Origin of the sequence: Streptomyces melanogenes, from assembly GCF_014649795.1 — a bacterium.
In the GTDB taxonomy this organism is placed as follows: Bacteria; Actinomycetota; Actinomycetes; order Streptomycetales; family Streptomycetaceae; genus Streptomyces; species Streptomyces noboritoensis.
In genome coordinates this window covers 156,858-169,555 of the sequence record NZ_BMTS01000002.1, presented here as the reverse complement: position 1 = coordinate 169,555, position 12,698 = coordinate 156,858, and the positions used below count along the sequence as shown (strand labels likewise).

Genomic DNA, 12,698 nt, shown 5'->3' with positions numbered 1-12,698 from the left:
GCCGAGATGCGCGTCGATGACGCTTGGTACTCCGGCGAACCCGCCAAGCTGACCGCCGTCTACTCCACCAACCCGAGCAGGAAGAGCGGCGCATCCCGCCTGTGGGGGCGCCGCCGCGCACCGCAGCCCGGCAAGCGCGACAACCGCCTGCACATCCCCCTCGCCGGCGACATCGCCACCGCATCCGCCGACCTGCTGTTCAGCGAGCCGCCCACCTTCACCGTGGGGGACACCGCGACACAGGACCGGCTGAACGAGTTGAGCGACGCCGACGGCATCGCGAACACGCTGCTCGAAGGCGCCGAGGTCGCCGCCGCCCTCGGCGGGGTGTACCTGCGGATCACGTGGGATCACTCGCTCGTCGACCGGCCGCTGCTCACCACCGTGCACGCCGACGCCGCCGTGCCCGAGTTCTCGTTCGGCCTGCTGCGCGCCGTCACCTTCTGGCACGAACTCGCCTCGGACGGCGCGAGCGTGCTCCGCCACCTCGAACGGCACGAGCGTGGTCGCATCCTGCACGGGCTCTACCAGGGCACCGCCGACAGCCTCGGCCGGCGCGTCCCGCTGACCGAGCACCCTGCGGTCGCACCGCTCGCCGAGGCGCTCGGCCCCGACGGCGAGTCGATCGAGACCGGCATCGACCGGTTGACCGCCGCCTACGTCCGCAACATCGGACCCAACCGCAAGCACCGCGGCTCGGACCTCGGTCGCTCGGACTACGCCGCCCCGTTGTACGACTTGTTCGACGCGCTCGATACGACATGGACCTCGTGGATTCGCGACATCCGCCTCGCGCGCGCCCGCCTGATCATCCCCGACGCCTACTTGCGCGACCACGGCCCCGGCAACGGTGCGAGCTTCGATGCCGACCGGGAGATTTGGCAGCTCCTGAACATCCCGCCCACCGAGCAGGGCGGCATCACCCTGAGCCAGTTCGCGATCAGGGTCGAGGAGCACGAGCGGACGTCCGAGGCCACGACTCGGCAGGCCGTGAGGTCGGCCGGTTACGCCGCGCAGACCTTCGGCATCGACGACCAGGGCGCCGCGATCACCGCGACCGAGGTCAAGGCCAAGGAGCGCCGGAGCATGACGACCAGGGGTAAGAAGATCAGGTATTGGTCGCCGCCCCTCGGCGAGATGCTGCACGTCATGCTGCTGCTCGACCGCCTCATGTTCGGCCGCGGCATCGTGCCCGAGCGTCCCCGGATCGACTTTGGGGGCGTCGTCAGCGAGGACCCGACCACTCTCGCTCAGACCCTGTCCCTGTACCAGCAGGCGCAGGCCGTAAGCGTCGACACCAAAGTTCGGATGCTCCATCCCGGATGGGATGAGGCCGAGGTGCAGGCCGAGGTCGCCCGCATCCTCACCGAGACCGGGCAGGCGGTACCCGACCCCATGCAGGCCGGCGCCCTCGTCTGACCGTGTGAGGGGGTGCGATGCCCATTCACCCCGGCATGGTCGAGGATCTCTCGGCCGGCGTCCGCGACCTCTACGCAGACGCCGAGCAGCGGCTGCTCGGCCTCGTCGCCCGCCAGTTGACCGACGGGTTCGAGGCCCCGGGGTGGGCGACCAACAAGCTCAGGGATATTCAGGCGCTGCGCCGCGGGGCGCAGGGTGTCGTCGACGCCCTCGCCGAGGCGGTACAGCTCGACGTGTTCGACGCGGTCGCCGAGGCGTACAGCATCGGCGCCCGATCCGGGCTCGCCGAACTCGGCGCGCTGCACGACAACGACCTGCGCCGGATCGCCGACACCACGCCGAACACGAGGGCGGTCGACCGCCTCGCCGCCGAGACCCTCGATCTCGTCACGGCTACCCACCGCGGGATTCTCCGCGGCGTCGAGGACAACTATCGGCAGGTGATCGCCGAGGTGTCGGCGACTCCCCTGCTCGGCGTCGACACCCGGCGTCAGGCCACCCAATCCGCCATGGACCGTTTTGCCGACCGGGGATTGAGGACGTTCATCGACCGCGGCGGGCGCGCGTGGCAGATGACGAGCTATGCCGAAATGGCGGTACGGACGGCGACCGGACGGGCCGCGGTCGAGGCGCACGGCGACAAGCTGCGCGCCGCCGGCCTCGACCTCGTGATCGTCAGCAACGCCCCGCACGAGTGCCCCGTGTGCAAACCGTTCGAGGGCAAGGTACTGAGCCTCGCCGGACCGGGCGGCGCCCGCACGGTCGAGGTCGAGCACGCCGTCGAGGACGGCCGCACCGTGCAGGTGCACATCGCGGGCAGCCTCGACGAGGCACGGCAGCGCGGTTTCCAGCATCCGAATTGCAGGCACTCGGTCGCCGCCTACCTGCCCGGGGTGACCCGGCCGGCGGTTGAGGCGTCCGAGGACCCCGACGGATACGAGGCGACACAGAGACAGCGGGCGATCGAGCGCGGGATCAGGAAGTACAAGAACAGGTCGGCCGCGGCGACGAGCCCCGAGGCCCGTCGGGCGGCCGAGGCCAAGGTGAGGCAGTGGCAGGCCAAGCAGCGCGCCCACCTCGCCGAGCACCCCGAACTCATCCGCCGGCGCGAGCGCGAGCAGCCCGGCGCCGGCAACCTGCCGAGCACGGCCCCGCGCCCGCCGCAGGACGCTTTCGAGGCTGCGCGCGTCCGCTCCGGCGACGACCGCACCCTGCCGGAGATGACCGACGAGCAGCTCGGCGCCGCGATCCGGCCCGGGGTGCTCGATCAGCGCGACCTCGACCGCATCCGCGGCGAGGCCGCCCGCCGCGACGAGCAGGTGCTGCTCGACCGCATCCGACCGAACGGCAAGCTCGCCGACAACCTCGCCGAGTTCAGCGACGACGAACTCGCCGCCGTCGCCGGCCACCTCGGCGACGACGACATGCTGCGGATCATGGGCGAGATGGACCGGCGCGACATCGACGCCGCCATGCCCGGTATCCGGCGCGACCTCGTCGGCATGTCCGAGCGCGACCTCGCCACCCGAGCGCGCAACGTTCCCGAGGACCGGGCGGCGATCGGCGCCGAAATTCACCGCCGAGCCGCGCTCGAGTTTTTGCTACCGGCGGGTAACCTCGCTGCCGATCTCTCCCCGTTCAGCGACGACCTGCTCGTGTGGGGGGTGCGCTACGCCTCCCCCGCGGACGCCGCACGGATCACCGCCGAGATCGACCGCCGGTACCCCGCCACGCCGCCGCCCGCCCCCACGGGCGCACGCGTCGCCGACACCCTCGCCACCCGGGCCGCCCTCGACGAGGCCATGCAGCCCGTACGCCTCGACGACCCGCCCCCGACGGACCCCGACGAGTGGGGCGCCTACGGACGCGACCTCGAACGAGGCCCCGACGGGACCGAGCACATGTCCGCCGTCGAACGGTGGGCGTACGAGCGGGAACTCGAAGCGCGGGCGGCGCGCGAGGCGTACAGCCGCGAGGAAATCCGCGAGATGTACCGGGAGCACGTCTATCTGCAAGTGCTCGCCGCCGAGGACTACACCCGCGGATTCATGCTGAACCGCAAGGCACGCGCCGCCGGCGTCGATCCCTTCTCTCTGTTCAGCGGCCCCGCCCACGTCGCCTACGCGAGGGCGAGTGAGGACCTGATCCGCTTCTGGGAAGAGGTCTCACCGCGCGTCACGCTGACCGAGTTCACCGAGCAGGTGACCGGCGCCCGGACCGCCGCAGGAGACACCGCCCGCGCCGCCCGCGAGGACCAACGCAACAAGTTCTAGGGGGTGATCGTGGGGTTCCGCGAGAACGCCGTGCGCGCCCGCGAGGCCGGCACCGCCGCCGCAGTCGCCGGCCGCCCGGCAACCGACTGCCCGCACCGCGGCGACGAGCCACTGCTGCGCGCCGCATGGGTGCGCGGCTACGTCGCCGCCGAGCAGCAGCTCGCACCGGCCGAGCCGTAGCCCCTCTCTCCCCTATATAGGGCCGCCGATCCGGCGGCCCTTTTTCATGCCCGTACGAGCCCCGGAGGGCTATCCCGCATGTCCGAGACCACCGCCGACCCCGGCACCGCCACACCGCCCGCGGGTGACCCGGCCACCCCGCCGAGCCCCTCCCCGAGCGCTCCGCCGGCCCCGGCCCCCGGCGCCGAGCAGCAGCTCGCCGAGGTGACCACCCGCGCCGACCAGGCCGCGGCCGAGCGTGACGAACTGCGCGCCGCCCTCGACGCCGTGACCCGTGCGCTCAACCCGAACGGGGGCGAGGCCGAGCAGGACCCGGCCGCGCTCGCCGCCGCGGTCGCCGAGCGCGACCGGCTGCTCGCCGACCACGCCGCCGAGCTGCGATCGGCTCGGGTCGAACTCGCCGTCGCCCGCGCCGCGGCCGACGCCGGAGCACGCGGCGACCGGCTGCTGAACTCCCGCAGCTTCCTCGCCTCGGTCGCCGACCTCGACCCGGCCGACGCGACGTTCGACACCAAGCTCGGCGCGGCGATCACCGCGGCAGTCACGGCCGACCCCGACCTCTACCGCGCAGGCCCGAGCGGACCGCCCCGCGGCGGCGCCGAGTTCTCCGGCGCCCCCAGCGGCGGCGTCACCGCGCATCAGTTCGCAGCCATGGACTACGGCGCCCGCGCCGACCTGTTCCAGACCGACCCCGACACCTACCGGCGTCTCGCCGGAACCCAGTAACCAAGGAGGGCCCGCGTGCCCAACACCACCGCCGCCGATCTCATCATTCCTGAGGTCTGGGCCGACATGGCACAGGCCCGATTCACCGGCACCGTTCGCGTCATGGCAAGCGGCGCCGTCGTCACCGACGACACCCTCACCGGCCAGCCCGGCGACCGAATCAACTTCCCGAAGTGGGCCGCGCTCGGCGAACTCGACGATCTCGCCGAGGGCACCGCCATGACCACCAGCGTCATGAAGCAGTCGCACAGCGAGGCCGTGATCTTGGAAGCCGGTAAGGCGGTCGAGATCACCGACAAGGCCCTGCTTACCGGCCTCGGCGACGCGCGAGGCGAGGCGCAGCGACAGTTCGGCATCCTCGCCGCCCGCAAGGTCGACGCCGCCCTCATCACGCAGGCGCAGGCCGACGAGACCGCGCAGGGCGGGGGCAAGCCCTTCCAGTTCACCACCGCCGCGGGAAAGACCAAGTTCACGTGGGGCGACGCCGTCGTGCCCGCACTCGCGCAGTTCGGCGACGAGTGGGAGCCGGCCGAGTTCGCGGGCCTGTTCCTCAACTCCGCGCAGCAGGCCGAGGCGTTCGCCGACCCGCAGTTCATCGACGCTTCCAAGCTGGGCGGCGACACCCCCGTGCGCACCGGGCAGATCGGCGCCATTGCCGGACTGCCCGTGTTCATCACGAACCGGATCACCGCCGGCAAGTTCATGATCCTCAAGAACAACTCTCTCGGCGCCCTCTACAAGCGGCGCCCGCTCGTCGAGACCGACCGCGACATTCTCAAGCGCACGACCGTGATCACGACGAACGTTCACTACGCCGTGAAGCGCCTCGACGACCGGGGCGTGTGCGTCGGCACCCTCGCCGCCACCTGATCAGCAAAGGAGGGCGCCGACGTGCTGCTGCGCCGCTATCACGAACACCCCGACGAGGACCCCGCACCCGAGACCGAGCCTGACGAGGACGCCCCGCAGCCACCGGCCGCGGGGCGTTCGCCGTCTCGCCGCAAGCCCGGTAAGGAGGGGTAGCCATTCGGCAGCCTTACGCGACCCCCGAGCAGCTCGCCGCATGGACCGGGCAACCGGCACCCGCGGACGCCGAGCGACTCCTCGCACGGGCCGGCGAGGACGTCGACTCGGCGCTGCTCACCGCGATCTACCCCGTCGACGAGGACGGCGACCCCCTCGACCCCGAGATACGGACCGCCCTCGCCAACGCCACGTGCGCACAGGTCGAGTACCAGCTCGCCGGCGGCGATGACGGGACCGGCGCCGGCGGACAGTGGGCCTCGGTCAGTATCGGCCCCGTGAGCCTGTCGGGGCGCAGCTCGCGCACCGCGGCGGCCGGCGTCGAACTCGCTCCGCGCGCCGACCGGGCGCTGCGCCGCGCGGGTCTGACCCCGGGGCGGGTGATCGGATGGTGAGCCGTATCCCCGAGGTGCTGCTGCGCCACCGGATCACGATCGAGCCGTACCTCGGCGACGGCGCTTACGGGCCGCGCTACGGCGCCCCCGTCCCCGCAGTGCCTGCCCTCGTCTCGCCCGCCGTCCGCATGGTGCGCGCACCCGATGGGCGCGAGGTCACCAGTAGCGCGCAGATCATCGCCGCACCCGATCTCGACTGTCCGCCCGGATCACGGGTCACCCTGCCCGACGGCCGGACGGCGACCGCACTCTCGATCACCCGCCACACCGCCCCGGGCCTGCCCGTACCGAGCTGCGCGGAGGTGATGTGCGAATGAGCCGCGCCCGCCTGCGCTGGAACGGCGACGCCGCCACCGGCGCGATCAAGCAGGCCGCCGCCCGTGGGCTGCTGCTCAGTGCCGAGCATGTGCTCGCCGCGAGCAGGCAGCGCGTACCGATCGCCGAGGGCACCCTCGAACGGTCCGGCGCGACGTCGGTCGACGAGGCCACCATGACCGCCGCCGTCAGCTACGACACCCCGTACGCCGCGCGGGTCCACGAGGACATGACCGCCCGGCATTCCCCCGGCCGCTCCGCGAAGTACGTCGAGTCGGTTCTGCCTGAGACCGCCGGCGAGGTGCAGGCCCTGATCGCCGCGCAGATCCGGCGCGCGCTGCGATGACCTATTCCGTCGATTTGCTCGACGGTCTCGCCCGCCTGCTGCACTCCGCCGGCGTTGGCATCTATCGCCCCGACGGCGTGTACGCCGCGGGCGAGACCGCGATCACCATCGCCGCTCTTCCCCCGGTTCCCGACCGCGTGATCTGCCTCGCCGCCTACCCGGTCACCGACTCCCCCGTGCTCACCGACACGACCACTGGGATTCAGGCGCGCACCCGCGCGGGGGCCGACCCCCGCGAGGTCGACGCCCTCGACGACCAGGTGCACGAGGTGCTGCACGGCAGTGGCCCGCACCGCTTCGGCGCCGTCCCCGTGCAGCTCGTCTTTCGCGTCTCGGCCGCCCCGATCGGCGCCGACTCGGCCGGCCGCTGGGAGCGGACCGCCAACTACTACGCCCGCGCCCACCGGGCGCACCCCAACCTCGAATAGGAGGCGCCCACTTGAGCACCCCGACGCCCCCGGCCGAGACCGTAACCGCCCTCGCGCGCCGCTACCGCCTTGAGCTGGATATGGGCACGACGCCCAATACCCCGGTGTGGACGTTGGTCCCCGGGATCACCGAGTTCACTCCGAAGATCGAGCCGACGCAGCAGGAGGTGACAACCTACGACGCCGAGGGCTGGAGCGAGCAGGCCGTGACCATGCTCGCGTGGTCCATCGAGACCACGATCGCGCACCGCGCACACCCGACGACCGGGGTTTTCAACGCCGCGCAGGAAGCCCTGCGGAAGGCGAGCCGCTCGTTCGGCGCCAAGTCCTATGTCCGCGTGCGGTACTACGACCGCAACGGCGCCCCGGACGCGCAGGAAGGTTCCGCCCTCGTCACCTGGGAGCCGGACGGCGGGGGCCCCGACGAGGTCGACACGATCAAGGTCACCTTGACCGGGTCCGGTCCGCTCGTCGAGATCACCAACCCCGCGGCCGGTGGCGGAACCTTCGCCGCCAAGGGGGGTGACAGCTAGTGGCGTTCGAGGAACTCGGCGAGCTTCTCGACGAATCGATCGAGCTACCGATCGCCGGCCGCATCTACACCGTGCCTGCCCCGTCGGCCGAGATCGGCCTGCGGACACAGGCGCTCATCCATGCCGCGGCGGTCGCCGCGGACGGCGGGCGCGCCGACGAGCAGGTGCTCGGTGACGCCGCCGAGCGTGACCTGTACCGCGACGTACTCGGGCCCGCTCACGACGAGATGATCGCCGACGGCGTTAAGTGGCCGACGCTCAAACATTCGGCGATCACCGCCATGGTGTGGATCGCGCAGGACAAGGCCGCGGCCGAGCGCTATTGGACCGCGGCCGGCGACCCTTCTCGTCTGGCCCCGAACCGGGCGGCCCGCCGCAGCAACCCATCGGGTGCGGCGAGTTCGACGCCGAGTCGGGGCTCTACGAGTGGTACGAGTACCCGCCCGGTACCCGCCCGCGGCGCGGGCAAGAAGGGCCGCAAGCGTCACTGACGTGGGCGGCGATCCTCGCCGAGTGGCCGCTCGTCGAGGCTGATCTGCATGAGGTCTACGGCATCGACGTAGGCGACCCCGGGCTGCTGCGTGCCCGTTCCTGGCGGTGGCTGCGCGTGCGCATCCTCGCTCTTCTCTCGGCCGAGTCTCGCCTCGCCCGGGTGCTCACCCCTCCGCCCGATGCCTCCCCGACGGGAGGTGCACCCGCCAGGAGGTGACCACCCGTGGCCCTCATGGTGGGCGAGCTCGCCGCCACAATCACGATCGACGATTCCGGCGCCGATGCCGGGATGGCCCGCGCCCGTGCTGCCGTACAGGCGGGCGGCGACCAGATCGCCGCCGCCGCCGATCAGGCAGGCCAAGAGGCGGGCGACCGTCTCGGCGACGGTCTCGCCGAGGGCGCGGCCGACGGCGGCGAGCGTGCGTCCTCCGGCATGGGGGCCGCGCTGAAAGGTTTCGCCGCCGCCGCGGTCGGCGGGGCGATCGGCTCTGCGCTCATGGGCGGCATCGCCGAAGCCATGGACCGGGGCAAGGTCGCCGGGAAGTTGCAGGCGCAGCTCGGCACTTCGGGCCCCGTCGCCAAGGAGTACGGCAAGGTGGCCGGCGCGCTGTACTCGGGCGCGATCGTCGAGTCGGTCGCCGACGGCGCCGACATCCTGAAAGGGATCGCGCAGCAGGGCCTGCTGCCGCCCGAGGCGACGCAGGGCCAGATCAAGCAGATGGCGACCCGCGTCGCTGACACCGCCTCGGTCATGGGCGAGGACGTCGGAAAAGTCAGTCGCGCGGTCGGCGTGATGCTGAAATCCGGCATCGCGAAAAACGCCGAAGAGGCGATGGACGTCCTTGTAAAGGGCAGCCAGTCGGGCACCAATGCGGCCGAGGATTTGCTCGACACTTTCGCGGAATACCCGACTCAATTTCGCGACCTGGGGCTCGACGCACAGACCGCGATGGGCCTCATGCAGCAGGGCCTGCAAGGCGGTGCGCGCGACGCGGATACGGTCGCTGACGCACTGAAAGAATTCGCGATTCGCTCGAAGGACATGAGCAAGGGAAGCGTAGAGGCTTTCCAGTCCATCGGGCTCAACGCGGATGTAATGGCAAAGACGTTCACCAAGGGTGGACCGGAAGCCTCGAAAGCCCTCGGCGAAGTCCTTACCCGCATCAAGGCAATCAAGGACCCCGCCGAACGAAATGCGACCGCGGTCGCCCTTTTCGGAACCAAGGCCGAGGACCTACAGCAAGCCCTTTTTAAGCTCGACCCGAAAACCGCCGTCGCCGCTCTGGGCAACGTCAAGGGCGCGACGGACGCGGCGGGCGACGCAATGCGCGACAACGCCGCGACAAAGTTCGAGGTATTCAAGCGGGCGGCAATCGATAAAGTCGTTACCGTCCTTGGAAACTACGTTGTACCCGCCCTCGAAAAGGCGGCCGACTGGATCGGCGAGGGTGGCCTCGGCGGCGCGCTGCGCGCGTCGGTGGGGTGGATCTCCGAGCACTCGACGGCGCTCTCGATCGCCGCCGGCGTGATCACGCTCCTGATGCTGCCGACGCTCGTCGCGCTCGGCATCACCGCGTGGACGACCACAACAGCCGTTGTCACTGGTTGGGCCATGCAGACCGCGGCCGGCGTCACAGCCGCGGCGCGGTTCGTCGCGCTCAACGCGATGATGCTCGCCGGGTGGGTCTCCCAGGGTGTGAGCGCCGGCGCTGCTGCGCTGCGGGTGGTCGGGGCGTGGGTTCTGATGGGCACGCAATCCCTGATTCAGGGCGCCCGGATAGCCGCTGCCTGGCTGCTGGCCATGGGCCCGATAGCGCTTGTCATCGCCGCCGTGGTCGGCATCGTCGCGCTTGTCGTTGCCAACTGGGACACCATCGTTTCGGCGACGTCGGCCGCTTGGGATTGGGTGTGGGGAAAGCTCAAGTGGGTCGGTCAGATGATCCTCGATTTCTTCCTGAACTGGACGCTAGTCGGGCTGATCATCAAGCATTGGGACGCGATCAAGAGCGGCACGGTATCCGCTTGGAATGCAACCGTCGAATGGGTCCGGGGCATCCCGGGGCGCATCCTCGATTTCTTCCTAAACTGGACGCTCGTCGGGCTGATCATCAAGCATTGGGATTCCATCAAGTCGGGCACCGTCCGCAAGGCCGGTGAAATGCTGGATTGGGTCCGCGGCCTGCCCGGAATGATCGCGGGCTACTTCGGAAATTTTGGCTCGATGCTGTACGACAGCGGCCGTGATCTGATCATGGGCTTGTGGAATGGCATCAAGGCCATGGGCAGTTGGCTGCGTTCAACCCTCATGTCTTGGGCCAAAAATCTCATTCCAGGGCCGATCGCAAAGGCGCTCGGAATTCACTCTCCGAGTCGTCTCATGCGCGACAAAATCGGCAAGTTCATTCCCGCGGGAATCGTCGAGGGAATCAAGGCCGGTGCCCCCGCGATCGACCGCACCATGCGCCGACTCGTCTCGGTGCCCGCCGGCCCGCAGTTCGCCACCGCGGGCACGCCCGCCAACGGCGGCAGCACGGGCGGGGGTTGGGGCGGTCCTGCTGTCCACATCGAGAACTGGAACGCCGGCACGGCGACCGCGGACCAGACCGCGGCGGCGCTCGCCTGGCACGCCAAGGGCCGGGGGTGAGCGATGGCCGCCGGTGATCGCGTCACCTCCCCCGGGCACGTCCAGTTCGGCGACGCACTGCTGCTCGGCCCCGGCACCGCCTACCGGTGGCGGACCCTCGAAGGGTGGGAGGACTCCCCCGGCGTCGACTCGGGCACCGTCCCGCGATCCGACGCTCACGGCGCCTACCCCGGCCGGCTGCTCGCGCAGCCGCGGACGATCACGGTCGACGACATGGTGATCCGAACCGAGCCGCGCCGGATGGGCGCCGCCGTGCGCGCCCTGCGCGCGGCGACCGCCCTCCGCGACGACGAGCAGCCGCTCGTCGTGCAGCTCGACGACGAGCCGCCCCTGCTCTCCTTTGCCCGCTGCCTGCGCCGCTCGATCCCCGTCGGTGTGGGCGGGTACGCGATCGGCATCGTGCAGGGGGCAGCGTTGCAGTTCGAGGCAAGCGACCCCCGCCGGTACAGCCTCGTCGAGCAGCAGGTCGAGGCGCGCCTGCCGGCGGCCGAACCGGGCCTCGACTGGCAGGTGACCCCGGGCCCGGAACGGCTGCTCTACCCGCTCAACTTCGGCGCCCCCGGCAGCACGGGTTCGCTCCTCACCGTCAACGAGGGCGACGCCCCCGCGCACCCGGTGATCGCAATCCGGGGCCCGGTCTCCCTGCCGTCCGTGACCAACCTCGCCACGGGCGCGGCGATCGAGTACGACATCGACCTCGCCCTCGACGACGAGCTGCTCGTCGACACCCGCGACGGCACGGTGACGCTGAACCGAACCGCCGCGCGGCTCTACACCGCGACCGCCCGCAGCATCCCCGAGAGCCTGTTCGTCCTCGCCCCAGGTACGACCTCGCTTCTGTTCCGCGCGGCGCCCGGCACCACCGACCCCCGCGCCTCGTGCTCGATCCGATGGCGCTCCGCCCACTGGTAAGGAGGACCCCTTGACCGTCCGTGCCGGATGGCTGCTCGCCGCGGGACAGACCCGCGAAGACACCCGCCTCGTACCGCTCGGCGTGATGGCGCCCGAGACCGCGTTGGGCTCCCGCGACGGCGTGATCGCTGGGGGAACCGCCCTCGCCGCGACCGGCGCCGCCGCCATGCAGGTGCAGCTCGCCGTCGGCCGCGCCCTGGTCCAAGGGGCCGACGCTCAAGGGGCGTACCCCGTCGCCGTCACGGCGCCCGAGACCCTCACCGTCGGCGACGGACACGCCCAGTTCGCGCGGATCGACTCCGTGGTGCTGCGCGTCTACGACACGACGTACGACAACACCGGACAGACCCTCGCCCGCGCCGAGATCGTGCAGGGCGCCGCCACCGCGACCCCCGTCCCCCCAACGCTGCCGGCCGCAACGCTGCGGCTGTGGGACATCACGGTTCCGGCCGGTACCTCGGCCGGAACGGGCGGGATCACGTGGGCGTCGGCCCTCGCCGACCGTCGCCGCTACACCGCCGCATATGGAGGGGTGATCCCCCGTGGCTGGGGGTTGAGCTTCGCCGGCGCGTACGCGGGTCAGTACCGCGACAACGGGACCGGTCTTGACCGGTGGGACGGCTCGGCGTGGCAGCCCCTCGAACCCACCGTCGGGTGGACGCCGCTCACCCTCGCCTCGGGCTTCACCAACAACGGCAACGCCCAGGGCGACATCAAGTACCGACGGATCGTCGTCGCCGGCGTCCCCTGTCTACAGCTGCGGGGCGGCGTGTCGTGGGCGACCTCGGGCTCACCGCCCAACACGGGGAACCTGCTCGCCGCAGTGCTCCCCGCGAACTGCCGGCCGGCCGCCCTCACGTCCGTACCGATCGCCGCGGGCGGCGCCGCGATCAAGCTCGACGCGCAGACCAACGGGCAGCTACGGCTCATCTCCAGTACCGGGCTCACCACGTGGGCCGCACTCTCCGGGGTGACGTACCCCCTCGACGCGTAAGAGGGTGATCGTCTGACC

The 12,698-nt window shown here is 71.1% G+C and carries 13 protein-coding genes; all 13 read left to right on the top strand.

Annotated elements, in window-relative coordinates:
* Positions 1-6 precede the first annotated feature (6 nt).
* The 13 genes from IE252_RS04725 (at position 7) to IE252_RS04660 (ending at position 12,680) form a co-directional block, all read left to right on the top strand.
* Entirely contained in the window at positions 7-1,419 is a 1,413-nt protein-coding gene (locus tag IE252_RS04725) for a phage portal protein (RefSeq protein WP_229848005.1), read from the top strand.
* A 17-nt stretch (positions 1,420-1,436) separates the two neighbouring features.
* Positions 1,437-3,692 carry a phage minor capsid protein gene (locus IE252_RS04720; RefSeq protein ID WP_190088008.1) on the top strand — a complete coding sequence of 752 codons (2,256 nt, stop codon included), beginning with the start codon at positions 1,437-1,439 and terminating at the stop codon, positions 3,690-3,692.
* Positions 3,693-3,701: 9 nt separating this feature from the next.
* Positions 3,702-3,872 (top strand): Rmf/CrpP fold protein, encoded by a 171-nt coding sequence (locus tag IE252_RS04715; protein WP_190088007.1) that lies wholly within the window; start codon positions 3,702-3,704, stop codon positions 3,870-3,872.
* A 78-nt stretch (positions 3,873-3,950) separates the two neighbouring features.
* Complete coding sequence (locus IE252_RS04710) at positions 3,951-4,598, top strand: hypothetical protein (RefSeq protein WP_190088006.1); 648 nt, start codon at positions 3,951-3,953, stop codon at positions 4,596-4,598.
* Positions 4,599-4,613: 15 nt separating this feature from the next.
* A complete protein-coding gene (locus IE252_RS04705; RefSeq protein WP_190088005.1) occupies positions 4,614-5,468 on the top strand; it encodes a phage major capsid protein in 855 nt (284 codons plus the stop codon).
* 541 nt (positions 5,469-6,009) lie between these two features.
* The gene (locus IE252_RS04695; protein WP_190088004.1) at positions 6,010-6,333 is read left to right on the top strand and encodes a hypothetical protein; all 324 of its coding nucleotides are present in this window, start codon (positions 6,010-6,012) and stop codon (positions 6,331-6,333) included.
* The gene (locus IE252_RS04690) at positions 6,330-6,677 is read left to right on the top strand and encodes a hypothetical protein (protein WP_190088003.1); all 348 of its coding nucleotides are present in this window, start codon (positions 6,330-6,332) and stop codon (positions 6,675-6,677) included. The genes IE252_RS04695 and IE252_RS04690 overlap by 4 nt, the downstream gene beginning before the upstream one ends.
* Positions 6,674-7,105, top strand: a complete 432-nt coding sequence (locus tag IE252_RS04685; RefSeq protein ID WP_190088002.1) for a minor capsid protein — start codon at positions 6,674-6,676, stop codon at positions 7,103-7,105. Before IE252_RS04690 ends, IE252_RS04685 begins: the two co-directional genes overlap by 4 nt.
* 11 nt (positions 7,106-7,116) lie before the next feature.
* Positions 7,117-7,638: a phage tail tube protein gene (locus IE252_RS04680; protein WP_190088001.1), complete on the top strand. Its 522-nt coding sequence runs from the start codon at positions 7,117-7,119 to the stop codon at positions 7,636-7,638.
* Positions 7,638-8,129 carry a DUF7426 family protein gene (locus IE252_RS04675; protein WP_190088000.1) on the top strand — a complete coding sequence of 164 codons (492 nt, stop codon included), beginning with the start codon at positions 7,638-7,640 and terminating at the stop codon, positions 8,127-8,129. The genes IE252_RS04680 and IE252_RS04675 overlap by 1 nt, the downstream gene beginning before the upstream one ends.
* Before the next feature lie 233 nt (positions 8,130-8,362).
* Positions 8,363-10,774 (top strand): phage tail tape measure protein, encoded by a 2,412-nt coding sequence (locus IE252_RS04670; RefSeq protein WP_229848046.1) that lies wholly within the window; start codon positions 8,363-8,365, stop codon positions 10,772-10,774.
* Positions 10,775-10,777: 3 nt separating this feature from the next.
* The gene (locus IE252_RS04665; protein WP_190087998.1) at positions 10,778-11,686 is read left to right on the top strand and encodes a phage tail family protein; all 909 of its coding nucleotides are present in this window, start codon (positions 10,778-10,780) and stop codon (positions 11,684-11,686) included.
* 10 nt (positions 11,687-11,696) lie between these two features.
* Positions 11,697-12,680: a hypothetical protein gene (locus IE252_RS04660; protein ID WP_190087997.1), complete on the top strand. Its 984-nt coding sequence runs from the start codon at positions 11,697-11,699 to the stop codon at positions 12,678-12,680.
* The last annotated feature ends 18 nt before the right edge of the window (positions 12,681-12,698 follow it).